This is a genomic window from Blautia massiliensis (ex Durand et al. 2017) (assembly GCF_001487165.1).
GTDB classification, from domain to species: Bacteria; Bacillota; Clostridia; order Lachnospirales; family Lachnospiraceae; genus Blautia_A; species Blautia_A fusiformis.
Map to the genome: position 1 here is coordinate 1 of NZ_LN913006.1, position 24,429 is coordinate 24,429.

26 protein-coding genes, 3 tRNA genes and 1 rRNA gene are annotated in these 24,429 nt (G+C 37.2%); 27 read left to right on the forward strand and 3 right to left on the reverse strand.

Going from position 1 to position 24,429, the window contains the following annotated elements:
• From BN3261_RS00955 to BN3261_RS00970, 4 genes are all read left to right on the forward strand, one after another.
• Positions 1 to 101 (forward strand): 23S ribosomal RNA (locus BN3261_RS00955); the annotation flags it as partial.
• A gap of 91 nt (positions 102 to 192) precedes the next feature.
• Positions 193 to 265, forward strand: a tRNA-Asn gene (locus tag BN3261_RS00960).
• Positions 266 to 338: 73 nt separating this feature from the next.
• Positions 339 to 411: transfer RNA gene (locus tag BN3261_RS00965), tRNA-Asn, on the forward strand.
• Between the two features lie 36 nt (positions 412 to 447).
• Positions 448 to 519: transfer RNA gene (locus BN3261_RS00970), tRNA-Cys, on the forward strand.
• Positions 520 to 864: 345 nt separating this feature from the next.
• On the opposite strand, the gene BN3261_RS00975 is transcribed toward BN3261_RS00970, so the two are convergent.
• Positions 865 to 2,079: a site-specific integrase gene (locus BN3261_RS00975; RefSeq protein WP_059085258.1), complete on the reverse strand. Its 1,215-nt coding sequence runs from the start codon at positions 2,077 to 2,079 to the stop codon at positions 865 to 867.
• Between the two features lie 98 nt (positions 2,080 to 2,177).
• A complete protein-coding gene (locus BN3261_RS00980; RefSeq protein WP_243148421.1) occupies positions 2,178 to 2,378 on the reverse strand; it encodes a helix-turn-helix domain-containing protein in 201 nt (66 codons plus the stop codon).
• A 734-nt stretch (positions 2,379 to 3,112) separates the two neighbouring features.
• Here BN3261_RS00980 and BN3261_RS00985 point away from each other — a divergent pair.
• The 10 genes from BN3261_RS00985 (at position 3,113) to BN3261_RS01030 (ending at position 12,953) form a co-directional block, all read left to right on the forward strand.
• Positions 3,113 to 4,255 (forward strand): hypothetical protein, encoded by a 1,143-nt coding sequence (locus tag BN3261_RS00985; RefSeq protein ID WP_059085259.1) that lies wholly within the window; start codon positions 3,113 to 3,115, stop codon positions 4,253 to 4,255.
• 12 nt (positions 4,256 to 4,267) lie between these two features.
• A complete protein-coding gene (locus BN3261_RS00990; RefSeq protein ID WP_059085260.1) occupies positions 4,268 to 5,305 on the forward strand; it encodes a YqaJ viral recombinase family nuclease in 1,038 nt (345 codons plus the stop codon).
• Positions 5,305 to 5,706: a DUF7768 domain-containing protein gene (locus BN3261_RS00995; protein ID WP_059085261.1), complete on the forward strand. Its 402-nt coding sequence runs from the start codon at positions 5,305 to 5,307 to the stop codon at positions 5,704 to 5,706. The genes BN3261_RS00990 and BN3261_RS00995 overlap by 1 nt, the downstream gene beginning before the upstream one ends.
• Entirely contained in the window at positions 5,684 to 7,927 is a 2,244-nt protein-coding gene (locus BN3261_RS01000; RefSeq protein WP_059085262.1) for an SF1B family DNA helicase RecD2, read from the forward strand. The genes BN3261_RS00995 and BN3261_RS01000 overlap by 23 nt, the downstream gene beginning before the upstream one ends.
• An 89-nt stretch (positions 7,928 to 8,016) precedes the next feature.
• The gene (locus BN3261_RS01005; protein ID WP_175443006.1) at positions 8,017 to 8,949 is read left to right on the forward strand and encodes a hypothetical protein; all 933 of its coding nucleotides are present in this window, start codon (positions 8,017 to 8,019) and stop codon (positions 8,947 to 8,949) included.
• A 66-nt stretch (positions 8,950 to 9,015) separates the two neighbouring features.
• Entirely contained in the window at positions 9,016 to 10,206 is a 1,191-nt protein-coding gene (locus BN3261_RS01010; protein ID WP_005342232.1) for a CHC2 zinc finger domain-containing protein, read from the forward strand.
• Positions 10,207 to 10,252: 46 nt separating this feature from the next.
• Positions 10,253 to 11,041 (forward strand): class B sortase, encoded by a 789-nt coding sequence (gene srtB / locus BN3261_RS01015; RefSeq protein ID WP_227219346.1) that lies wholly within the window; start codon positions 10,253 to 10,255, stop codon positions 11,039 to 11,041.
• Between the two features lie 3 nt (positions 11,042 to 11,044).
• Complete coding sequence (locus BN3261_RS01020; RefSeq protein ID WP_059085265.1) at positions 11,045 to 11,464, forward strand: hypothetical protein; 420 nt, start codon at positions 11,045 to 11,047, stop codon at positions 11,462 to 11,464.
• 187 nt (positions 11,465 to 11,651) lie between these two features.
• Positions 11,652 to 12,572 carry a ParM/StbA family protein gene (locus BN3261_RS01025; RefSeq protein ID WP_227219348.1) on the forward strand — a complete coding sequence of 307 codons (921 nt, stop codon included), beginning with the start codon at positions 11,652 to 11,654 and terminating at the stop codon, positions 12,570 to 12,572.
• Between the two features lie 15 nt (positions 12,573 to 12,587).
• A complete protein-coding gene (locus BN3261_RS01030) occupies positions 12,588 to 12,953 on the forward strand; it encodes a stage III sporulation protein AF (protein ID WP_227219350.1) in 366 nt (121 codons plus the stop codon).
• A gap of 143 nt (positions 12,954 to 13,096) precedes the next feature.
• On the opposite strand, the gene BN3261_RS01035 is transcribed toward BN3261_RS01030, so the two are convergent.
• Positions 13,097 to 13,447, reverse strand: coding sequence for a helix-turn-helix domain-containing protein (locus BN3261_RS01035; protein ID WP_004223831.1), 351 nt, complete (start codon positions 13,445 to 13,447; stop codon positions 13,097 to 13,099).
• A gap of 395 nt (positions 13,448 to 13,842) precedes the next feature.
• On the opposite strand from BN3261_RS01035, the gene BN3261_RS01040 reads away from it, so the two are divergent.
• From BN3261_RS01040 to BN3261_RS01100, 13 genes are all read left to right on the forward strand, one after another.
• Positions 13,843 to 14,289 carry a sigma-70 RNA polymerase sigma factor region 4 domain-containing protein gene (locus BN3261_RS01040; protein ID WP_059085267.1) on the forward strand — a complete coding sequence of 149 codons (447 nt, stop codon included), beginning with the start codon at positions 13,843 to 13,845 and terminating at the stop codon, positions 14,287 to 14,289.
• On the forward strand, positions 14,286 to 14,474 hold the full coding sequence (locus tag BN3261_RS01045; RefSeq protein ID WP_004223825.1) for a helix-turn-helix domain-containing protein: 189 nt from the start codon (positions 14,286 to 14,288) through the stop codon (positions 14,472 to 14,474). Before BN3261_RS01040 ends, BN3261_RS01045 begins: the two co-directional genes overlap by 4 nt.
• A 186-nt stretch (positions 14,475 to 14,660) precedes the next feature.
• Complete coding sequence (locus BN3261_RS01050; RefSeq protein ID WP_004223822.1) at positions 14,661 to 14,843, forward strand: hypothetical protein; 183 nt, start codon at positions 14,661 to 14,663, stop codon at positions 14,841 to 14,843.
• Between the two features lies 1 nt (position 14,844).
• A complete protein-coding gene (locus tag BN3261_RS01055) occupies positions 14,845 to 15,573 on the forward strand; it encodes a LytR/AlgR family response regulator transcription factor (protein WP_004842163.1) in 729 nt (242 codons plus the stop codon).
• A 112-nt stretch (positions 15,574 to 15,685) separates the two neighbouring features.
• Positions 15,686 to 15,841 carry a hypothetical protein gene (locus BN3261_RS01060; RefSeq protein ID WP_004223818.1) on the forward strand — a complete coding sequence of 52 codons (156 nt, stop codon included), beginning with the start codon at positions 15,686 to 15,688 and terminating at the stop codon, positions 15,839 to 15,841.
• A 66-nt stretch (positions 15,842 to 15,907) separates the two neighbouring features.
• Positions 15,908 to 16,966: a radical SAM protein gene (locus tag BN3261_RS01065; protein WP_004223812.1), complete on the forward strand. Its 1,059-nt coding sequence runs from the start codon at positions 15,908 to 15,910 to the stop codon at positions 16,964 to 16,966.
• A 106-nt stretch (positions 16,967 to 17,072) separates the two neighbouring features.
• Positions 17,073 to 17,435 (forward strand): helix-turn-helix domain-containing protein, encoded by a 363-nt coding sequence (locus tag BN3261_RS01070; protein WP_227218291.1) that lies wholly within the window; start codon positions 17,073 to 17,075, stop codon positions 17,433 to 17,435.
• Positions 17,407 to 18,123, forward strand: a complete 717-nt coding sequence (locus BN3261_RS01075; RefSeq protein ID WP_004223809.1) for a LytR/AlgR family response regulator transcription factor — start codon at positions 17,407 to 17,409, stop codon at positions 18,121 to 18,123. The genes BN3261_RS01070 and BN3261_RS01075 overlap by 29 nt, the downstream gene beginning before the upstream one ends.
• A 1-nt stretch (position 18,124) precedes the next feature.
• A complete protein-coding gene (locus tag BN3261_RS01080) occupies positions 18,125 to 19,465 on the forward strand; it encodes a sensor histidine kinase (protein ID WP_227218292.1) in 1,341 nt (446 codons plus the stop codon).
• Between the two features lie 133 nt (positions 19,466 to 19,598).
• A complete protein-coding gene (locus BN3261_RS01085) occupies positions 19,599 to 20,444 on the forward strand; it encodes a zinc dependent phospholipase C family protein (protein WP_227218293.1) in 846 nt (281 codons plus the stop codon).
• Between the two features lie 146 nt (positions 20,445 to 20,590).
• The gene (locus tag BN3261_RS01090) at positions 20,591 to 21,754 is read left to right on the forward strand and encodes a radical SAM/SPASM domain-containing protein (RefSeq protein ID WP_059085268.1); all 1,164 of its coding nucleotides are present in this window, start codon (positions 20,591 to 20,593) and stop codon (positions 21,752 to 21,754) included.
• Positions 21,744 to 23,426, forward strand: coding sequence for an ABC transporter ATP-binding protein (locus tag BN3261_RS01095; protein WP_059085269.1), 1,683 nt, complete (start codon positions 21,744 to 21,746; stop codon positions 23,424 to 23,426). The genes BN3261_RS01090 and BN3261_RS01095 overlap by 11 nt, the downstream gene beginning before the upstream one ends.
• Before the next feature lie 8 nt (positions 23,427 to 23,434).
• A complete protein-coding gene (locus BN3261_RS01100) occupies positions 23,435 to 24,424 on the forward strand; it encodes a S8 family serine peptidase (RefSeq protein WP_235812408.1) in 990 nt (329 codons plus the stop codon).
• The last annotated feature ends 5 nt before the right edge of the window (positions 24,425 to 24,429 follow it).

Consider the following 24,429-nt stretch of genomic DNA (forward strand, 5'->3'; position numbering starts at 1 on the left):
TGAAGTAAACCCCCTTGAAGACGACGAGGTAGATAGGGCAGAGGTGGAAGTGTGGTAACACATGGAGCTGACTGTTACTAATCGGGTGAGGGCTTGACCAAGAAACGCAGGTTAAGAATTGATTCAAAGAGTTTGATTAACGATCAACAAGCATGTATGTAGTTTTTAAGGTACAAACCTTAAATTAAATATTCCTCCTTAGCTCAGTCGGTAGAGCATGCGGCTGTTAACCGCAGTGTCGTTGGTTCGAGTCCAACAGGGGGAGCATGGTGCCATAGCCAAGTGGTAAGGCAAAGGTCTGCAACACCACAAACTAAGGAGTCAAATAATATATCTATTCCTCCTTAGCTCAGTCGGTAGAGCATGAGGCTGTTAACCGCAGTGTCGTTGGTTCGAGTCCAACAGGGGGAGCTACAAACCCAATAATTGTGCAAAATAACTAAATATGGCGCAGTAGCCAAGTGGTAAGGCAATGGTCTGCAACACCAGTATTCACCGGTTCAAATCCGGTCTGCGCCTCTTAAAAAGCCCAGAAAATCAAGGTTTTCGAGGCTTTTTCTTTTTTCAAAATCCTATAATTCTGTCTAAAAAAATAAGGTGGCAAAATTATAGGAAAGAAAAAGTTCACAATTTTTTCTACAAGTCCTTTTTTCCATAATCCAATTCCCTTTTTTAAAAAATTAATTCTAAAATATAAGTTTTCATGCTTTAATATTTATAGATATGTCCGCCAAAAACCGTTAAAAACCTTATAAAATCAAGTAAAATCGTTTCGTAAGGTGGACGATAAGGTGGAAGAATTTTGCTTGTTACAGCCTGTGCCATCATACTGTAGACAACCATTACCTCTGTTAAGCGGAAGATTTATGCAATCATAGCATCAATTAAACTTACCTTACGTTCACTGTCTGTATGAACATAAGTACGCATGATCACCTCATAGTTATCGCCAATGATTTCAGCAGCTTCCTTTATTTCTCCCATATTGTGAGTCTGTCGGATCAGATTTGTTGCAAAAGTGTGCCGTAGTGCATGAAGATTATATTCTGGAATCTCAGCACGCTTACAAATTTTCTTTAGCGTATTGGCTAAATTTTGGATTGTAGGGCTGACACCATTTTGCGTAGATAATATCAAATCTGGAAAAACCCGATTTTTATCGTATAGCTCCATCATACATGATAGTGAAAATTCAGCTTCCTTGTTTAATGGAATAGTCCGTAAACTATTTGGGTATTTTGGAGGAGTCAAAATCATTTTAGTCTTTTTTTTGGAACCGGCCTCTCTGTTTTTAACCCTGCTAAGAGTATGTGTGATTTTAATGCCACGCCGTCCTAAAAAGGGCACGATAGAAGATTGACCTAATGCAAGCAATTCACCACCACGTAAACCTGTGTTTAAAAGGAATACAATGGCAGGACCATATCTATACAAATAGCGTTCATTTTTATTTGGACTGGGTTCCATTGCAATTTCTTTTATGATCTGCTCATGTTCTGGTGGGATGATTGAGATTTCCTTTGTTTCTACAGGAAGAACGGATTCTTCCGGCATTATCACCCGATTTAAAATATCAGAAAAGTTTTTTGGCAGTTCGCCGAGAGAAATTGCTGTTTTAATCATTGCAGACCAAAATAAGTAAATTTTCTTTAATGATGAATAACTCAGGATTTCCTTTTTAGCATTAATCGTTGCTGTAATATCATCAGCAGTCAGATTAGAAAATGTTTTGCTAAAAGCATCCGTATCTTTTAAATGATTTTCGTATGTTTTTTCTAATCGATCCAGGCTGGTTTGTTTGAATTTGCCAGCTTCAACCATGAGACTTTTGCGGAATAAGTATTTGTTCGCATAGTCCTGTACTTTGATGTTTGAAGTAATTGCGTCTTGTATTGCGACTTTTATCTTCCAGTCATCTAATAATGCTTTCGCTTCTCCTTTGGTAGGAGCATTAAACTCCTTGTCCGGTAGCCCTTTTTTTCTATATCGGGCAGTCCAACCTCCTCTCTTATTTGGAAATAGTGATCCATCCCCTTTGGATCTTCTTTTTTGTTGTGTACCTTTCGTTGTTCTCGCCATGAATAGTTCCCTTTCTTTAATGAGATATTCATGCCAAATCAGGTATAAGGTCTATTTTAATATAGCCAAGCCTGATTGACAATAACTTTCTAAAGGGCCTAAAAGAATATTTGCTTTCCTATGTTTTTCTTGAGAAACTCCTGAATAGAAGCTGGTGAAGTAAAATATTGCCGCCCAACTTTTGTAACTGGAAGAATTCCACTGTCAAGAAGTTCCCTGGTTTTTGTTTTTCCAATGCCGAGCATGGATGCTATCTCCTGAACGGAGTATGCTTTAAAGAGATTGTCTGTTTCACTCAATATAATCACCTCTATAAATTAGATTAATGAAAGAGTAGACATATCAGGAAACCGTTTCCTATGCCATGTTTCATGCACGTATGAGGTGTTACTATGTAATCATCAAGCTGCAGGCGTGCATTTATGCGACACTATCTGCAGCACCTATATACATTTCCTGATAAGGTATAAAATTATCAAGGTACAATAGCGTAAGACTTGGTTTTGTCTTAACAATTTCATTAAGTAATTAACTGAGATTTTTTCAGATTGAACAGATTATGTACTTTTTATAAAAAATTTTTCTATAAACTTGAAAAAAGAGAGGTGGGATACGTGATATTTCAATATTTTAATTGAAGTCATATATGTAAAGCAGAGTATTTAAGAACATACAATATATTGTGCATGAAGATTGACATATACTATATCATGTGCTACTATACTGCTATAGTTAATTTTATGCGCACCCATAGGGGGAGTTTTGGATTTGTATAAATCCGAAGACTCAAGGAGAGCAGTAAGGCTGCTTATTCCGCATAAGTTGTTTATGATTGTATAAAGTGTCACTATCTGTCCTTATGGGGCAATAGCGGCACTTTTGTTTTTTCGGTAATATTATCAGGGATATGAGAATGGATAGCGAAGGAATACTTCACTTTTCATTCTTTTTTTATGTCCTAATGAAAGGCAGGATTGCCACAATCAGCTTTGGCTGTTTATGGATAAATAAATTTAAGAAAGGTGGTACACACATGAAAGAAACAAAGATTTATGCAGATGAGTTTTGCACTACATTTGCAAGTACAACGGAGATGCTGGAATTTCTGGCTGAGAGGGCAAAGCAGTCCAAGTGGATTCGTAAGCCTACCAGGATGCTAAAACTGGTTCCATTGGAAAAGGAGGCAGAAACCATTGAAGAAGCCTGTGAAAAAGAACTGGAAGGAATAGTAGAGGATACAGAAAAGAATACCCAGTTGGTATTAAAAGTGAACAAGGATTTTTATCCGGTTCGTGACTGTGCTATCCATACAATTCTGAAAAGAGCCGGCATTAATGGAACAGGATTAAAGAAACTGGAGAAAGCTACTTATGCAAAGGTAGTAAACTACTGTCTTCAGGTAGCGAAAGGAGATGCCTTAATCAAGGTGGCAGATGGAAAAGTATCTGCAGTACATGGCGGTGATGATCATGATTACTGTGTACTGGATATGCAGACAATCTTCAATATGACAAGTGATTATCTGAAAGCACATTTTAAGGGAAGTACGTATCTGGAGGGATCTGGAAGTTTTGACCATTCCATTGTGTCTGCTATGTGGACTTTAGGAGGAAATCAGGAACTTTTGGATACTTATCACCAGGCTTTGGAGGATCATGGAATTGAGGATAAGAGCCTTGCTCCTGCACTGCGCCTGACTACTTCTGATGTAGCAGTAAGTGGTGTGAATCTGTATCCCATGATGCTCTCACAAACCAGTAATCGTGTCATTAACCTGGGTAGTCCTATCAAACTGTCACATGATAGAGGGGCAACCTTACAGGATTTCCGGAATAATCTGGACAAAATTTTTTCCCGTTATCAGGAAGCGGTTAAAGGAATTGTTGGTTTGATGGATATAGATATCCAAAACCCTGTAAACTGTCTGCATCTGATTATGAAGGAACTCAAAATCAATCAGAAAATCCGAAACGAAGTAGTAGAGCTTTTTGTGGGACAATATGGGGAAGAACCATGTACAGCTCATGATCTTTATTTTGCCATGCACGAAGCTGCTTTCTTTGCTGCTTGTGAAGGATTTTCTGCACCACGGATTTTAAAATTGGAAGAAGATATTGCAAAAACACTGGCCTTTGACTGGAAAGGGTTTGATGTATATGGAACGATTAAATTGTAAGGAGGAAATGAGATGAATACAGCATTAAATTATCAGCCGGAAGTTCTTGTAGATACAGCAGATTTGAGCCGGGAAGATTGGTTGAATTACCGGCGTCTTGGTATTGGAGGAAGCGATGCAGCGGCAGTCATGGGCTTATCCCCATTTGCGACAATCAGGGATTTGTATTTCGATAAAATTGGTGTTACGCCAGTAATCGAAGAAGAGGAAGAAAACTGGGTAGCGAAAGAAGTGGGACACCGCCTGGAAGATTTGGTTGCCATGATTTTTGCCAAGAAGACTGGACTTGAAGTTTTCCCTGTACGAAAAATGTTCCGGCATCCGCTATATCCGTTTATGTTAGCGGATGTGGATTACTTTATCCGTTTTCCAGATGGCAGCATTGGGATTTTGGAATGTAAAACCTGTAATTACAATGCAAAAGACAAATGGGCAGATGATGGGATTCCTGAAAACTATGTTTTGCAGGTTCGTCATTATCTTGCAGTCATGAATATGAATAAGGCATATATTGCTTGCCTTTATGGAAACAATGAAAATGAATTTGTTTACCGGTGTCTGGAACGGGATAGAATGGAGGAAGAAGAACTCATTGACCAGGAGAAATACTTCTGGGAAGAATATGTGGAGAAGAAAATAGAACCACCGTATTCCGGAAAGCCAGATCTCATTTTGGCTAGTATCCGGAAATATAATGGTTACGCAGACAAATCAATTCCTGAAATCAGCATATCTAGCTTGGAATCACGCAGTCTTGAAAAATATCTCAAATTATCTGAAGAAAAATCCCAATTGGAAAAAAGAAAAAGGGAGATTGAAGCGGAACAACGTGCATTGAGTGTACCGTTTGTCGAGCTTCTTGGACAAGGGTGTAAGGCAGTGATCGAGGATGGGAGTTTCCGTTACCGGATTACTTATAATCCTACGATACGCACCCAGATTGGGAAAGAAAATATGGAGAAGCTGAAAAATCAGCATCCGGATATCTACGAAGAATACACAAGCACTACAGAAAGCAGGATTTTCCGAATTAAAAAGGAGGTTGCATAATGTTACAAGGAAAAAAGGCATATATCTGTTCTCCGCTGGCTGCCCCGAATCCAGAGGGAGTGCAGCATAATATGGAACTGGCAAAATACTATCTCATGCAGATGAAAAGGCTGTATCATTGCCGTACTTTTGCTTCACATGCTCATCTTCCGTTAATGCTGGATGACCGTATCCCAGAAGAGCGTGAGACTGCAATGCAGATTGGAGCTTTGATGCTGGATTTATGTGAAGTATTAATTATTTGTGGCTCCTGCATTAGCGAAGGAATGAGAAGAGAGATTCAGACAGCATTTGAGAAAGGAAAGGACGTTTATTGGTATGATTCCAAGATGAAACCAGGCGAATTGATGAAAGTAGAGAACTGGAGGAGTATAGACGATGAGGTGCAAATATATACGTAAGATTTTTCAAAATGAGGAAAACGGATATACGGTTGCATTATTTTCCACGCTGGATCATGAGGTTCCTCTTTCTGCCAGAGATAAATTTTGGGCAGACAAAAAAATCATTGCGTTTACTGCAAAAGGATATGACTTGCCTCTTACGGATGAAATCGAAATAGAGATGGAAGGCGAGTGGGAGACAAATTCACATGGAACACAATACAAGGTAGAAACTTTTTTGGAAGTTGTACCTAGAACAAGGGAAGGTATCTTAGGATACCTTTCTTGTGGTTCTTTAAAAGGAATTGGTCCCAAAACGGCAGAACGGATTGTCAATCGTTTTGGTCTGGATACCTTGGAGGTAATGGAAAAGTATCCACAGGAATTATTAAAGATTCAGGGGATATCTCAGAAAAAACTGGACCGTATTGTGGATTCTTTTGGAAAAAACAAAGTATTCCGGGAATTGATGACTTTTTTATCACCGTTTCATGTTACGCCTAAAAAAGCAAATATGATTCTTCAGAAGTTTCGGGATCAATCCGTAGAAATCATTCGGAAGCAGCCTTATATACTCTGCTCAGTCAAAGGGTTTGGTTTTCTCACTGTGGATGCCATTGCAAGGCAGTGCTGTGCTGCAACAAATGATCCTATGCGTATTTCCGGATGCGTCAGCTATGTGCTGCGGGAAGCCATGAAGCAGAACGGACATTTATATCTGGAGCAGGAAATTCTGGTGAAAGATGCATTGAAGGTTCTGAATAAAGAACCGGATCTTCAGCCGGTGACGGAAACAGAGATTTTAAAAGTGCTATATCGTCTGGTCATGCAGGACAGTATCGTGGTAGAAGAGAATAGGGTTTACATTACCAAACAGCATCAGGAAGAAGAGGATACAGCCTCTATGATTGCAAGAAAATTGCACGAGCGAATTCCAGCTCTTACGATTGAAAAGGAACTGGAGGAAGCACAGGAGGATTTAAACATAACATTATCCGAACAGCAGAAAGAAGCAGTGCGTATGGTTTTTGCAAACCCGATCTGCATTATTACTGGAGGACCTGGAACCGGCAAAACAACGGTTTTGAAGGTCATTTTGTATATCTATCAGAAAAAATGCGGGAATGAAGTCAAACTGATGGCACCGACTGGACGTGCTGCAAGGAGAATGGCAGAGAGTACTGGAAATGGAGATGCAACTACTATGCACATGGCACTGGGGCTTTTTGGTGACGGTGATTATGAAGCACTTACGGATAAACTATCCGCAGATTTTATTAATGCGGATGAGGTATCTATGGTAGATATGCACCTTGCCTATGAATTTTTTTACAAGATAAAGGCAGGGGCAAGGGTGCTTTTGGTCGGGGATGTCCACCAGCTTCCTTCTGTAGGAGCAGGAGATGTGTTCCGGCAGCTTATTTTGTGCGGGAAAATACCGGTTACTGTTTTAAATCTGGTATATCGCCAGGGGAAGGACAGCAACATCCCCATAAATGCTCAACTTATCAATGAAGGAAAGACAAACCTGCAATGGGGGGATGATTTCCAGATGGTTGAATGTTCAGGAGCAGATGCGGCGGCACAAATTGTTAAAAATATCTATCTCAAGGAAATTCAGATGTATGGTATGGAGCAAGTACAGATACTTTCTCCATATAAAGTGAGAAGTGCAGCCGGTGTCTTGGAACTGAACCGCAGTCTGCAGGACGAGGTAAATCCTCCTGTATCCGGAAAAAGGGAGCTTCATCTTGGCGGTGAGATGTTTCGGGAAGGTGACAGAATCCTTCAAAACAAGAATACAGAATTTGCCAGTAACGGAGATTTGGGTACATTGGTACAGATTGCTGAAGATGAGGACAATAACCCTCTGGTTCAAATCGTATTTACAGATGGCCGCAGGGTGAAGTATGAGGCAGAGCAGGTGGAAATGATTGAACATGCAAACGCCATAACCATACACAAAAGCCAAGGAAGCGAGTGCCAGGTGGTCATCATTCCGTGGTTAAAAGCTTTTTATCCCATGCTGAAGCGGAACATCTTTTATACGGGAATCACCAGGGCAAAACAGCGTGTTTATATTGTTGGGGAATGGAAAGCCGTTTGTCAGGCAATCCACACAGATGATACGGGAACCAGAAAGACGATGCTGGCAGTAAAAATACAACAGTATTGTGAATGGTATCAGAGACAGGAAAACAGACGGATTCCTGCAACAATTTGCAACCGGGCTGTGTAAAAAAATAGCAAAATAGTTCAATGTTGAGAATTGGCAGGTTATTACTTTATGAAGGGATGTCCTGCCGGTTCCAAAGAAAGGAGCAGGCAATGAGCGAATTATTATATAACAAGTCAAAAGCAGTAGAAGAACTGAATAAAGTGGAAGGATTTTATCCTCTGGAACTTGCCAGAGTTATTTCTAATGAAGGGCAGGAGGAACAACGGTATCTGGATGTGAAATATCGGAAGCTGTGGTTCCGTCTGGTAAATCCCACAGGCAAGATTATCAGCCGGATTGTTCACTTTACCGAAAATATGGCAGTCGTAGAAGCCAGAATTTATCTGGATAAGTGTGATCAGGAAGATAATTATATTGCCAATTCCTTTTCACAGAAGTTTCGTACAGCAGATACACAGTTTGGGGATAAATTTCTTGAAATGGCAGAAACAGCGGCAATTGGGCGAGCTTTGGCAGATGCGGGGTATGGTCTGCAATTTGCTGATGTAGGGGAAGGAAATGATCCAATGCAGGTAGATGCAGGAATTCCTGTAAATCAGGGAACACAGATGCAGACTGCGATGCCAGCACAAACCCCTGCACCAGGAATGCAGCAGACTCCCAATCAGTCAGCAGGAACCATGCCATCATTTCCGCCTCAAGCAACTCCGGGGCAGCAGATGATGGAACAGTTTTATCAAGAAGCACAAGCCAATGGAAATACGATTGGCGGGGGAACGGGTACAGGACAGATGACAAATCCGGTAATGATTCCGGCAACTGGATCTGTACCAGTTATGCAGCAGATGCCTTCTAAGCCGCAATTTCTGGATCCCAATATGCCAGTGGAAGAACTGGTGAAAAGGATGAGTTATGAGCAGGCAATACAAGTAGCCGTAACAGGACAGGGAAAATTTAGTGGAAAAACCATGGGACAGGTTGCAATAGAAAGTCCTTCCAGCTTGCAATGGTTCGCAGAACAGTATCATGGACAGAACCATTTCATACCGGCGGCAGCCAGAGTAATTCTTGCAAAGGCATAGCAAATAGCCGGCTTAACATTCTTTCCACAGCCAATAAAGGCTGTGGAAGAAAGGAGGAACCATAGAGTGTATGATATGTCAGGCTTTAGCTACGATATCACAGATGTCGTGCATTTACTGCAGCTTAGAGTACGGCATAAAAATTCTTCGTCAATGGATGTGAATTGTCCATTTTGTGGAGAAACAAAAGGGAAAATGAATGTTAATCTTCAGAAAAATGTGTTCCGGTGTAATCGGTGTGATGCTTCAGGTGGAATGCTAGAATTATACGGAAGACTGCATGGTGTTTCCAGTGCAGAGGCAAACCGACAGATCCGGGAAGCTCTGGGAAAGGGGGAATACCGGACGGATTATCAGGTAGTTCATAAAGAAGAGCCTGTAGAAATTTTCAATGCCGAGTTAGCGGATGCAGATGTCATTGACCGAACATATCAAGAAATGTTGTCGTTATTGACCTTAAATGATAAACATCAGGAAGATCTTAAAAAAAGAGGGCTGACGAAAGAACAGATCGAGATACAGAGGTATCGTAGTGTACCGTTGTTTGGAATTAAAAATATGGTACAAAAACTGTTGGAATCCGGACAGACGGTAAAAGGTGTGCCAGGATTTTATGAAGATCAAGATGGGAAATGGACAATTAATTTTACTTCTAAAAATTCTGGGATTTTGATACCGATTCGATCCATGGAAGGAAAAATACAAGGATTTCAGATACGGTTGGATCAGGTAATGGAGGGACGGAAGTATATCTGGCTTTCCAGTGTGAAATTCCAAAATGGAGTATCATCAGGGAGTCCGGTACATGTCATAGGAAGTCTGGACGCAGAACAGATTTATTTAACAGAAGGTGCATTAAAAGGTACGATAGCCCACTATTTATCTGGAGATACGTTCATTTGCGTTGCAGGTGTCAATCAGTACAGAAATTTAAAGCCAGTTTTGGAAACACTGAAAAGCAGGCATCTGCAGCACCTATATGAAGCTTATGATATGGATAAAAAAATGAAGGTATATTGTGATGGGGATTCTGAGAAATGTGATGCCTGTCAACGTAAACCAGCCACTTTTTATTGTCCGCATAAGATGCAGAAACGGCAGATTCTACAGAACGCTTGTAGAAAGGTGTATGAAATCTGTAGTGGATTGTCTATTTCCATGAGCCGTATGGTTTGGGACATGGATTCTTATGGTGAATGGAATGGGCAGATCAAAGGAATTGATGATTATTACTATGTATTGAAAAATACGGGGTAAATATGGACCGGGCAAGTTGTCCGGTCTTATGGAAGAGGAGGATTCGATGAAACGAAAGAAAATTTACGGTATATTTATGCTTGTAGCCATTGCTGTTTTTTTATTTGCAGGAGGAAGGATACTGCAAATTTATTTGAATTATCAGGAAAGTCAAAAAGTCTATGAGCAGATGGAAGGGTTTACACAAAAGATAGAGGATCAAAACCTGTCACCAGAAGCGGTTCCAGGGGAAACACCAGAGGAGGTCGCAGAGCAGGGATTCCTACAGGTGGATTTTAACAAGCTGGAAGAAATCAATCCAGATGTCATTGCATGGATTGAGATTCCTGGTTTGGAAATTAGTTATCCGGTAGTCCAGGGGAGGGATAATGACTATTATCTGCATCACCTGATTACGGGAGAAAATCATAAAAGTGGCAGTATTTTTATGGACTTTCACAACCAGGAGGATTTATCAGACAGAAATTCCATTATCTATGGGCATAATATGAAGGATGGGAGCATGTTTGGAACCCTGGATCAGTATCAGTCACAGGCACTTTATCGAAACTATCCCTGTTTTTATATGTATGTGACAGGATATATTTATGAGTATCAGATTTTTTCCTGTTATGCAGCACCGACGGATCATCCAGCATATACTTATGATTTTCCTACTTCTGAGGACTATGAAGTTTTTCTGGAAACACTACAAAGAAGTGCTGAGTATAACACAGGGATGACAGTTACCAAGGAGGATCAGGTAGTGACCTTATCAACTTGTGTAAATACCCGAAAGGATTATCGCTATTTAGTACATGGAAAACTGAAACAGAAAATAAAAATGGAGGAATAACAGATGTTAGATTTTGAATATGCAAAGGCATTGGTAGAGGTTGTGCTGGATACAACTTGCAGCGAAAAAGAAAGAGAAGTACGGCTGGAGTGTTTAACCCAAATATTTGGCAGAGCAAATGCTTATTTAAAGAAAGGCTTCTTACCCGATGTGGTAGAGGCTTTTTTTGTGCGAAAAATGAAAGGTTTGCCACTGGTATCGACAAAGCAGGATATGCAGGATTTTTTGAAAGTCAGTACACCCCATTATTTTGGTGGGAAATTTACAGTTAGTAATATTCCGTATTATTCTGAGGAAGAAGAACTGCTACTTTGGTCAGAAACATCACTTCGTGGTCCATTGATTTCAGCCGGATATGAACGCTATATGGAACTGTTTAAAAAGATTTTGCCTCAAAAGGCAGAACAGATTAATTTTTTATAAAGAGAAATAATTCGAATGAGGACTGGAAATGTATAGTAGGTAAAGATGAATGTTAAAAATCATTGTATAGGAAGAAAGCACCTGTCTGTGGTAAAATGCCGCAGACAGAATTTTTTTGAAAAAAAGTTGCTTTGTACGGAAGTTCTGCGTACAAGAGAAGTATAAAGAAAAAAGGAGAGATGATTTTATGATAAAAAAAGTTCGGATTGCGGTAGACCATGGCAATAGAAATATGAAAACCTGTTCCCAGGTATTTACGACAGGGCTTACCATTCAGGATAAAAAGCCTGCCAGAGGGGAAAAGTTCCTGTTCTATGAGGGAAAGTATTATGTGCTGAGTGAAAATAGGATTCCTTATCAAAGAGATAAAACGCAGGATGATCGGTTTTTTATCCTGACTCTATTTGCAATCGTAAAAGAGCTGGAGGAAAACTCTCAAATTCAGCCAGAGGATGTCATTCAGGTGGATCTTCCGATTGGGCTGCCACCCAAGCATTATGCAGAACTTTGTGAACGGTATGAAGCATATTTTAAAAGACAAGGGAAAATTCATGATATCAATTACTGTGGTAGTACATATCATATCACCATTGGAGAGGTAATGGCATTTCCACAGGACTATGCGGCTATGATGACTATGATTGAAAAGCTGCAGCAGATTCCCAAAGTAGTAGGAATTGATATAGGAGGATTTACTACAGACTATCTTCTGATGCGGAAAGGTAATCCGGATATGGAAGCCTGTGATTCCATGGAAAAAGGCGTGATTACCATGTATAACAAGATTATTTCCGGGATTAACAGTGAATATGATATTTTGTTAGAGGAAAGTGATATTGACAGTATCCTTCAGGGAAACACAGAATTTTATGAAGAGGCTGTAGTCCGTATGACAGAAGGTATGGTGCAGGATTTTGTAAAGGATCTGCTGAACAGCATTCGAGAGAGAGGAATAGATACCAAAGCAGCATATACGGTATTTATTGGAGGTGGGGCAAAGCTATTGAGCCATTTTCTGGAACAATCGGACCGTCTGGGGAAATATACCTTTATTGAGGATATTTCTGCCAATGCCAAAGGATATGACAGATTGTTTCAGATTATGTAGAGGAGTGTGATTAATGTGGAGAAAAAGAATCCTTATAAATTCACACTTGGGTTTGATAAAACGAAACCAACTCATGTACGTGCAGTAGAGATTTTAAACGCCGTAAGGGATAAAGCCGACTTAATTGCATCAGCAGTGGTAACGCATATAGATGGCGGCAGAACAGAAGAAGGGGCTGTATTGAACCAAGAAGCTTTGCAGATTATGATGTTGGAATTGGTAAAGCAAGAAGTGGAAAAAGCAATGCAGAACTATTCTTCAAAACAGGAGAATGTTCAAGTGGAAGAAGAAATAGAGAAACAGAAGGTATCTGAATTTGTCCTTGCACCTGAAGTTGCCAAAAGCGTTAGAGATGCAATGAGTGCATTTAGAAATAGATAGAAAAGAAAAAAGAAGCATCGGATTTTGAGTGCTTCTTTTTTGTTGCACATTTATGCCAATTCACAGGAACCCCACAGATTTCGCACAGGTTTCTCACAGATTTCATCCGTATAATCAAAAGTCAGATATTGTCAGAAAAAGGCTTAATTGAGGGGATCCTTTTCTTTCAATGCAGAAAGAAGCCCACGCAAGGTGCGTAGGGCAATTTGCCGCTCGTCTTCAGAGCAGTTTTGCAGTTCTTTCATAATCTGATAAGTAGTAGTGTCCGGTTCCTTTCGTTCATCCTGAACAGCTGCATCAATTGAAATATTCAGAAATTGAGCGATTGGGATTAAAGTTGCAAGTTCCGGATTGCCATTACAGGTTTCAATATCAGAAATGGTCCGGGTGGACACACCGGCTTGTTCTGCAAGTCTTGATTGTGACAGACCACGCCTTTCTCTTTCACTTCTTACCATATAGCCTAATTTTTTCTTGACGGTATCCATCAGCATCCGCATCACCTCACTTATTGTTTTATTTTATCGTAGATTGATAGTAAGAGAAACGCATTATAGTGCATGAAGATACGCAATATAATGTGAATTGCGGGGCAGGAGAACCTACAAAGGAGGAGCATCTATGCTGCAAGGAAAGACAAGGCACTTGTGTAATGATTCGTCAAAAAAATCTTGCTTTTGCAGGGGTGCCAAAAGGGTTATTTATATGCAGTATATGCGTTAATATATGAAGTCACCGTGCAGGATGATGCATGGGATAAGAAAGATGTCGAGCCAGAAGAAATGTGGTTCGGCGTTTTCTTTTACCAAAATAAAAATATCCTTCATAGATGCAGATCTCCACCTCTGAAGTTTGGAAACTTATTGATTTCAAATTTCGGAGGTAGAAAATGAAAGAAGAACAAAAATATCACGGATCTAAGACAAGAAATTATTTTACTGCGTACTTGTTGGCATCTATAAGAGGAAAAAGACTTCGGTATCTGGAAAAGCAGCAGAAAATATTATTTGCAGAGGAAAATCTGGAAGATAAAGAATTTACAGATACGGATATTTCGCCAGAGGAAAGGCTGGAATTGGAGCAGAAAGAGCGACTGCTCATGGAAGAAGCACAGGGGATTTATCCAGAATGGAATGAGATGACGGACATAAACCTTATGGAAGCCATGTTTTCTTTGCATGAGGAAGAACGAAAGCTTATCTATCAGCATGTATTTGAGGAACGTACATTTAAAGAAATGAGCATCTTGAATCAGATGCCGGAAGAACGGTGTAAAGGTGCATATTATTGGGCTATCCGGAAAATACGCAAGAGAATGGGAGGAAAGAAATCATGAATTTTAAAGAATTGTTATACCGGGCAAGGCAAGGGAATCAAGAGGCCATACTGGAAATATTTGAAATGTACCGACCACTTTTAATTAAAAATGCTTTGGTAGAAGGGATTTTTGATGAAGATCTGTATCAGGAATTAACAGCAGAATTGCTGAAGTGCATACGGTATTTTAGAGATGTAGAATAGTATTATAGTAGTATAGGAAGAGGCGTGACTGGTAAGGTACGCCTCTTCCGTATATCATAGAGAGCTGAACGATAATAAAAGAATGTTGTGATTACCAAGTAGGCAATAAAAAAGGCAATCTATACAAGAAAACTAGACTAGTATCAATGAGGACATTTATTATAAAAAGATAAGGAGGATGTATTCATGGGAAGGGAACAGAATAAAAAGGGTTTAGATGAAATAAACAGAAATCATGATGAGAAACAAAATATAACGGAGAAAGAATGGGCATTATTAGAAAAATATAGAAATCTTTGTGAGGAAAATAAATTAACAATAGATATTTTGATTCAACGATTATTGACACATCAGAAAGGCAGGGAATAGGTTGATTAAAGTAGGATTGTGTGATGACATTACAGACTATAACAAAAAAATGGAGAACTATATAATACGTTATGGTAATGAAAACCATATAAAGGTTAAAATTACTGCATACGGAAGTGGTTCACAATTGTTATTAAACTTTCAAAAGAGAAAGTTTGACATAATTTTTTTGGATGTTTCTATGCCGGAATTAGATGGGTTTGAAACAGCAGAACGAATTAGAAGTATAGATGAAAATGTTGTAATAGTATTTTGTACATCCTTTTACACAATATCAAATGCAGGGAAAGGTTTTGAAGTGGATGCAGAGGATTTCTTATCAAAGCCATTATTATATAAAAAGGTAGAACACCTTTTAAATAAAGTATATAAAAAGAAATTGTTGTGTGCAGAGGAAAAATTATTTTTGAAGTGCCAAGATGGATTGATTACGCTACAGCTTTCAGATATAATCTACATACAGGTAAGGAACAAACTATTGATTCTGCATACGAATAAGGGAGAAATACAAAGTAGCCAAAGGATGAGGGAACTGGAGGAAAGATTAAGCCGAAAATTATTCTTCAGATGTCATAACAGCTACATAGTAAATTTTGATTATGTAGAAGGTTTAAAGAATGATAGTGTACTCGTTAAGGATAAGAATCAACAGTTAAAAGAGATTCCGGTGAGTAAATATAAAAAAGAAGAATTTATGAAAGAATTAGCTATTTATGTAGGAAATAGATAGATTGAATATTTTATGCAAAAAAAAAGTCGATTTAGACATGGAATGTTGATATATAGGAAAAAGCAGAGTATAGTTTGGACATACTTACTGATATTGAAAGGAGAGAAAGGATATGCAGGAAATTAAAACAACAGAGGAATATCAAAAAGAAGTGGAGATAACAGAAGAAGAAATAGAAAGTTATTCCGGCTGTTCAGAAAGAACACAGAGATGTTTAACTGATTGTCCCTGGCCGTTCCCAGGATCTTATATTAATGCAGCAAGCTAAATTAGAGAACCGCATACCTATCTGAAAAATGGATAGGCTGTGCGGTTACTTTTTTGGAGGAAAGAGATGTATACGATTACTTTAGAGGTAAATCAAATTTGTAATTTACGATGCGACTATTGCTATCTTGGAGAGAAAACAAATCAGATAATGCCCGAAGAAATTGCCTGTAAAGGGCTAGAAATAGCTTTTCTAAATGTAGAAAAGCATAAGGATAAAAGATTGTGGGTTGATTTTGTAGGAGGAGAAGCGTTAATTAGTTTTGCACTTTTACAGAAATTGGTCGAATATATTGAAGAGGAGGCTGCGAAACGAACAATTGCGGTTTCTTATTCTATTACCACGAATGGTACAATTATGAATAATGAAGTTTTGGAATGGTTAGTAAATAATAGAGTTCATTTAAAATTGAGCATAGATGGAACAATGGAAACTCATGACAGAAATCGCAAAACAAAACATGGTATAGGAAGTTATAGGAATATAATGCAGAACATAAGTTACTTTAGAGAGTACGAAGAGAGAACAAAACAATATATTCAGGTCGCTCATGTAGTTACTCAGAATAATTACTGGGAAGCTTTTAAGTCTGTTAAACATCTAGTAGAAGATTTACATTTTAGTATCGTAGATTCTTCTATAGATGTTACACATAGGTGGACTGTTGAGCAATTAGATAAATTGGGGCAGGAATGGGAAAATATTTTATGTTATTATATAAAGAAAAAAGAGAACGGACAAGCATTTTTGTGGGCACCAATATTGGATTTAAAAAAATATGGAGAAGAATACGTGAATTCCGGATTCTGTGGAGTGGGGTTAATCCAAATATATGTGAAAACAGATGGTGGGATTTATGGATGTGCAGCTAATTTAGAGTCTAGTGGGTGTTTAGGAGATGTGGAGAAAGGTTTCTCCGTAAGAAAAATAAAAGAATATCGGGAATTAGCAAACCAAAGTAATGCTTGTTTAAAGTGTAATATACATGCCAAATGTCAGAGCTGTAAATGTATTATGAACAATCTATCATACAGTAATCAGATAAATGGATATAATCCAGATATGTGCTATTTTGAAAAGAAAAAAATAACTTTATGGAATAAGTATGATAAAAAAATAGGATAAAATAAACTTGATAAATTAGTAAAAATGCGTTATTTTTATTATGAGACATCATAAATACTTGATATGTTGGTATTTGATTAAAATGATAGTAAAAGTGGTGATGAAAATGAACATAATTAGGAAGAAACGTAAGGAATTAGGAATTTCTCAAAGCGAATTAAGCGAAAAATTGGGAACCAGTCAGCAAACAATCAGTAGGATTGAGAAGGCGGGGATTGAAAACATACCTTGTAATCTTTTGATAAAATTGGCAGATATATTCCATGTTCCTATTGACATTCTTATTTATGAAGAACAGAATAATTTGTTTAGTTCACAGGGAGAAGAATTGTGGGAAATATATAAGCAACTCGATGAGGCAAATAAGACCACTTTGCTAACGCTTGGCAGAAGATTAAGTGAAGCACAAGTAGAAAATATGTTTAAAAGACAAATGGGTGATGAAAGTGATAAAAATAGCGATATGTGATGACGAAAAATGTTTTATAGATACAATAGAAAAAATGTTAAAAGTTTATGAAAAGAAAAATGAGCAGGATTTTATAATAAAAAAATATACTAAGCCATTGCAGTTAATGGAATCTTTAAAAGAAGAATTCCAGATTTTCTTTTTAGATATAGAAATGCCAGCTATGGATGGTATGGAATTAGTGGATATTATAAGAAAGCATGATGAAAAGTCAATTGTTCTTTTTGTGTCTTCGCATAATGAATTCCTGGGAGCTGGTTATAAGTATGACGTGCAAAATTTTATTACGAAGCCGATTACACAAGTCCAAATAAATTGTGAAATGAACCGGGCACTACGAAAACTGAATACATATGAACAGAGATATATTGCAGTAAAAAATGAAAAAGGTTATTTTAAACTATTTCTTTCAGATATCGAATATATTGAAACAATAAATCGGAAAGTACTGTTTCATTTAAGAAGTGGAAAGAAAGAAGCAGGATATTTTAAGATGAAAGATTTGGAAGAACGATTAGAACAGTTCTTCTTTGTTCGTTGCCATAACGGAATTATTGTCAATGTAGATTGCATAGAATCATTACATGATCTCACTGTAACACTTTATTCTGGAAACAAAATATATATTACACGTTCCAGAAAACAGAACCTTATGAAGAAAATGGCGGAACGGGGAGGAGCTGTTTAAGGTGCACGGACAAGTTATATTAAAAAACATATTTTCTGTACTCAATATTTTATTAATATTATATCTCATGCTCGGTGAAAGAAAAAGTAGAAGGTATAATGCTGTAAGGAGTAAGTATTCGTTAATTTTTTGCGTTGTGAGTTTAGTGCTTTTTAGAATGATGGCGAATGGAGCAGAACTACATATTGTATATAATTATGTAAGCATTATCATTATAGTTATGATTATAGGACATTTTCTATTCCAGTATAGTATAAAATATTGTTTATTACTTGGGAGCGTTTTCTTATCAGTTATACTTTTAGGTCAACTGATTAGTTGCATTTTTTTCTATAGATATAGCAGTGATGGAATATTAGCAGATCTGTCTGAAAAATATCAAATCCATATGATTTTGATTGCTGAAATAGTAATTATTATTGGGAATTTAGTAATAAAAAAGATTGTAAATAAAATCCCATTATTACTTTCTGGACTGAACGTTGTTACAATTATTATTCCGTTGTTTATCAATATAGTAGTAATGGCAATATGTGCGGATCAGTTATATAACGACAAAAGGATGATTGTTGACAATGTATGGTCAATAATAACTATTATAGCTGTGTGTATTGTGGTGTTTATGGGGACTGTTTGTAATATTGTTGTTCTTGAAAATTATTTGAATGTTAAAAAGATTGAGAATGAAAAGAACTTGCAGATTAGCGAGATGAGCTTACAATACGATTATTATATGAAACAATCCAATGATATGGAAAACATTAGAAAGATTTCTCATGATATTAAAAATCATTTGGAGGCATTAAGAGGGAATGTGGATTATCAACAGAAGCAAGAATACATAGATGGAATTGAAAGTAAGTTGGACATTTATCAAAGCTATTATAAAACAGGTAATGCATTTCTTGATAACCTATTACATGCAAAAAGACTGGAAGCTCTTGAAAAAAAGATTGAGTTTAAAGTATTTGCAGACTTTACACCATTTAAGCGAGTTAAAAATGAAGATCTATGTGTGATTGTCTCAAATACAATCGACAATGCACTACGAGAATGCCAACTCATGAAAGCGGATAATCCGAAAATAGAATGTTTAGTACAGCTAAAGGCTAGAAAAATAAAAGGATTTCTATCTATTATATGTGAAAACAGTTTGAGAGAAAGCCAGGCAGAAGCTTTACGTGGAAATTTGGTAATGGAAACATCAAAGGAAGATAAAAAAAATCATGGATTTGGAGTGAAGAATATTAAGCGTGTTGTGAGAGAATATGGGGGAGAGGTATCATCTAATGTGGTGGATGATATGTTTTCAGTATCGATTCTTATTCCTATCGAAGTATAGAATAATAAGTGGTATTTACGAAAGTAAGTATCACTTTTTTATATCCAAATACGGTAAAAAAAACGCAATTTAGTCAAATATTGTTTTCTTTTTTATATTAAGATGTAAGATAAAGAAAAAAGAAGGCATGGGTATGCGAAAAAAAATGAAACTATTTATTGCCATGGTATCAGTGGGGGCTTTATTGGGAACGATGCCAGTTATGGCAGCGGAACAGCCAGAACTTCCAACAAAAGTGCAGGATATTGCGAATGGTTCTGATGAACTTTACGGGGAAGGAGTTCCGATTGAGCATGGTACAAATCCAGATGAAAGATTTTCGTCTGGTGGTGTAGATCATACACATCAGTATATTGTTGCAAACACACTTAAAATTCTGAGCAATGATAAGGGAAATAGTGCATTCAATGGTGAGCTTAACTCATCTATTCTTATGGAGGCAACCGACTGGCCGGATAAACTTGGAAATGAAACAGATGCAGGAACTTTTGCAGGACACTTTTATGATCCTGATACTGGAAAAAACTGGCTTGGTCAAAAATCTCCGACAGCTAGGACAAGAGCAGAGTCATATTTTCAGGCAGCAGTCAATGCGTATCGTGCAGGGGATGTACAATTGGCTATGTCAAACTTAGGAAAAGGCACCCATTATGTATCGGACTTAAACGAACCGCATCATGCATCGAACTTGACAGCAGTAAACAGCAATCATTCCGCTTTTGAAAAATATGTTGATAAAAACCGTAAATCTTACACAATAGCAGGAAATTCGTTTGGTTCCTCCGTATATACAACTGCATTAAATACATCAACAGGAGATTTGATGTATTCAGCAGCAAAATATGCGAAAGGGCTTGCGGCGGAGGCTCAAAAGGAAAGTTCCTATGATAGTGCAGGTAGAAAATCTGTACAGCATGCTATACAGACGGTAACTCAATATATGTATAAATTTGGTAAGGAAGTTGGAATTTATAAATAATGTTAAAAAGATCTTGGTATTGAGAAATCAAATGCCAGGATCTTTTTAGAGTAAGCACTGAAATATATAAAATAAGCAAATTATATGGATAAATGCGAAAAGTTGGTTACAATTATTTTTAAAATACAAGCAAAGGAGAAATATTAATGTTTAGTTTTACGCTTTATATAACGACAGATTGTAACTTAAAATGCCAATATTGCTATGAGGACTATCATAACCACTATCAGTTGAATGAAAAAACACTTGTGGATTCTTTGGAGTTTATTATGAATTATGGGGATAGAGGGAAAGTTTTGATTGATTTTTTAGGCGGTGAGCCTTTGCTGAAGAAAAACTTAATTTACCAAGCAGTATCCTATATCAAAAATAATTATCCGGAAAGGGAAGTAAAGTATTATATTACTACCAATTGTTCCCTAATGGATGATCAGTTCATTGCATTTATGAAAGAATATCATTTTACAGTACGCCTCAGCTTTGATGGGAATAAAGAAACCCATGATTTAAACAGAATTGCAAAAGATGGAGTTTCTTGCTATGGCAAAATTTTTGAGAATATCATGAAGGTAAAGGATAGTGGATTGAATTTTTCTGTAAGAATGACAGTCACAGAAAATACCATTCCGTTTATGTTCGAAAATATCCGTTACTTGCATGAGCATAATCTGGATAACATCTGTATGATTATGGATGTATATTTAAAAATATCTGATGAGCTGAAGGTAAAATTTGAAAAGCAGGTGGGACAAATTTTGCAGTACTATTTGAATGAGGCTGCAGCGGGCAGAGTTTTTACCATTGATCAATTTGATGGAAAAATGTTTAATATGCTGTGTGATTTTGGGAACTGCTTTGGCATGTGCGATGCTGGAATTGGAAACTTTAAGGTATTTCCGAATGGTCAGATATACCCATGCGGATTTCTTACAAGTAATGAAAAATATTGTATAGGAAATATCAAGGAAGGTATCGACATAAGAAGGGCAAAATTAATAGCAATATCTAATTTTGATAAAAACGATCCGAAATGTAAGGGATGCACAATCCGAGATTTTTGTCATGGTATGAAATGTGGGTATATGAATTTTGTCAATACAGGGAAGATTAATGTACCATCGGATGCAGAGTGCATCTTTGAACATATCTTTTATAAGGCAATGGTACAAATTCTTGAATATTATTTACAGCAGCCGATTGAAATAGTTAGAGAAAAATTAGGCATGTATATAGACTATATCCAGAAGGAAAATTTAAAATTCAGTGAGTTTGGTGAGAAGATTGCCCAGAGGTTAAGCAATGAAAAGTAAAAAAAAACGCCCATATCTTGGATTTTTAAAAGAGTATGCTTTTAAGAAAAAGCTACTACCTTATTACATTTTAACGATAGCGATAATTGTGTTAACAGCTGGGGTTTCTTTGGTGCGTCCAGAGCTGCAGGGAAAAGTGATAGATGATTTGGGAAATCCGCATGGTACCAGTTTATCTGCATTTATGCTTCTTCTGGCGGTGTTCCTGGGAATGTTACTTCTAAACTACCTTATGAATTATGTACAGCGTTATGTTGTGGCTGTCATATCGGAAGAGATAGCAGCAGATATGCGACAAAAGGTAGAAGATAAATTATCAACAGTAAGCGTAAATTTTTTTGAGAAGATAAAGCTAAGTGACATTTTGCTAAAAGTGGATAAAGATGTTTCAGCAGTGAAACAATGTGGAATCACAAGCATTATTACACTGATTTCTAACATTGTTATCCTGGTAGTGGTTCCTCCGTATATGTTTTCTATCCATAAGGGAATTGCCGTATCTAATATTATCTTACTTGTCATCGTTCCTTTTATCAGCAGAATTCTAGGAAAATTGATACAGGAAACCAGTAGTCAAGTTCTGGAAGGATACAATAGTATCACCAGTGTGCTGACAAATACCTATGATAATTGGTTTATTACAAGACTCTTTCAATGTGGGCAATATGTGCATGATAGGTACTTTGAGAAAAACCAGAAATATAAAAAAGAGACGAATCGCCAGAATTTATTGTACATATTGAATACATCTACGATACTTGTAATTCAGTTTATTGGAACAGTCATAATTTGGGTAGTAGGTGCACAAGAAGTATTTAAAGGGAATATGACCATAGGTACCATTATGGCATTGATGAATTACCAGACAATTATTATGAATCCTATTATTGGAATTGCACAATTTGCTAACGAGTACCATACAGCCGTAGTTTCCTTAAAGGATATCAATGGTCTGCTTCAGTATCCGGATCAGAAACAAGGAGACAGAAAGAAAATAACAACAGTTAACAACATTTCCTTAGAAGCGATGAGTTTTTCTTATCCAGAGTCAAATAAGAAGGTATTTGACCGCCTCAATTTGAATTTTGAAAAAGGCACTCTTTACGGTGTTCATGGGAAAAGTGGACAGGGTAAAAGCACTTTGTTCAAAATTATAACAGGTGTGTATCAGCCGACAGAGGGAAAAGTAGTTGTAAATAACACAGATTTACAGGAATTAGATATTAACAGCTATTGGGAAAATACAGGATATGTTATGCAGCGTACACAGTTCTTCAATGATACAGTAAGACGGAACATGGGATTACTACATACTGTTTCGGAGGAAGAAATGGATATGGTGGCAAAGTGCTTGGATTTGTATGATGAAATGCATACTTTAGAAATGGTATGGGATACCGAGATAAAGATAGATCCATGCAATTTCTCAGAGGGACAAATGCGACGTTTGGATATTATGAGGAATATTTTGAAAAATTCACAAATTCTGATTTTTGACGAAGCGACAGCAAATATTGATGAAAAGCGAAGAGGGCGTTTTTATCAATTATTGCATGAATTATCAAGGGAGAAAATTATTATTTTTTCTACGCATAATCTGGAAGAATTGCGAGAAGCGGATATTATCGTGGATTTGGAAAAGATGCATATAAGGCAGGTGAGTGAAAAGTGAGGATAGGTGTGTTGGATTCCAATGGATCTTTTGATAATCCTTTTTTTCTGGATAAGAAAATTGTAAAAATAGACTGCAAGTGGAATGGTCAGGAATACAGTAAAGATACCTTTGGATTTACCCATGCGGAATATGTCTGTTCTTTTATTTTAAAGGAAAACCCGGAAGCGGAAATTGTTCTGGTACCCATTGTGAGGAAGAACAAAAAGAGTACGGTTCTGGATATGATAGAAGGTATTGAATTACTGATAGAGGAACAGGTAGATATAATTAATATGAGTATGGGAGATGAGTACAAGTATCACAAAGAAATCGAGGAAGTGTGTAGGGCAGCTATAGAAAAGGGGATTTTGATTGTGGCTGCATATTCCAATCAGAAAGCAGAAGCAACCTATCCAGCTTCATTCCCCTTTGTAATGGGAGTAAGATGCCTGGATATGGAAAAACCGGTACAAGTGCTTCAATATGATGAAAAGAAAAATGATGTAATTTTTTCTTGTGGGCTTTTCTTTTTATATCACTTAGGAATACCGGTTCTACATCCAGGAAATAGCCTTGCCTGTGCTGTGGTAACAGGCTATTTGAGTAACTATGAGAAACAGTATCAACAGGCAATTTTACAGTTTACTCTCAACACTTTGAATCACTATTATCCATATCAAACATTGAAGCAGAAACAATGTTATTTTCTAACGAACCGTATAGAAGAACCTTTAGAGCAGCGTTTCATACGGGAAGTTACGAGAACAGAGAGATGTGATACTTTTGAAAGTGGAATGGAAAAATTGAGAAATAAAAAAACAGCAGAGCAGTATCCGGTGCTATTTATTGATCACAACAATTATCAGGAAATATGTGAGTATAAAGAGAGAATCAGGATATATGCCATGGAACATCCGAAGACAGAAATTGTTTTGCGATATCCCTTATTTAATATGGTGGAAAGATTGGATTTCCAGAAGAAAACAAATAGAAATTTGAACCAATTTACAGTTTAGGAGGC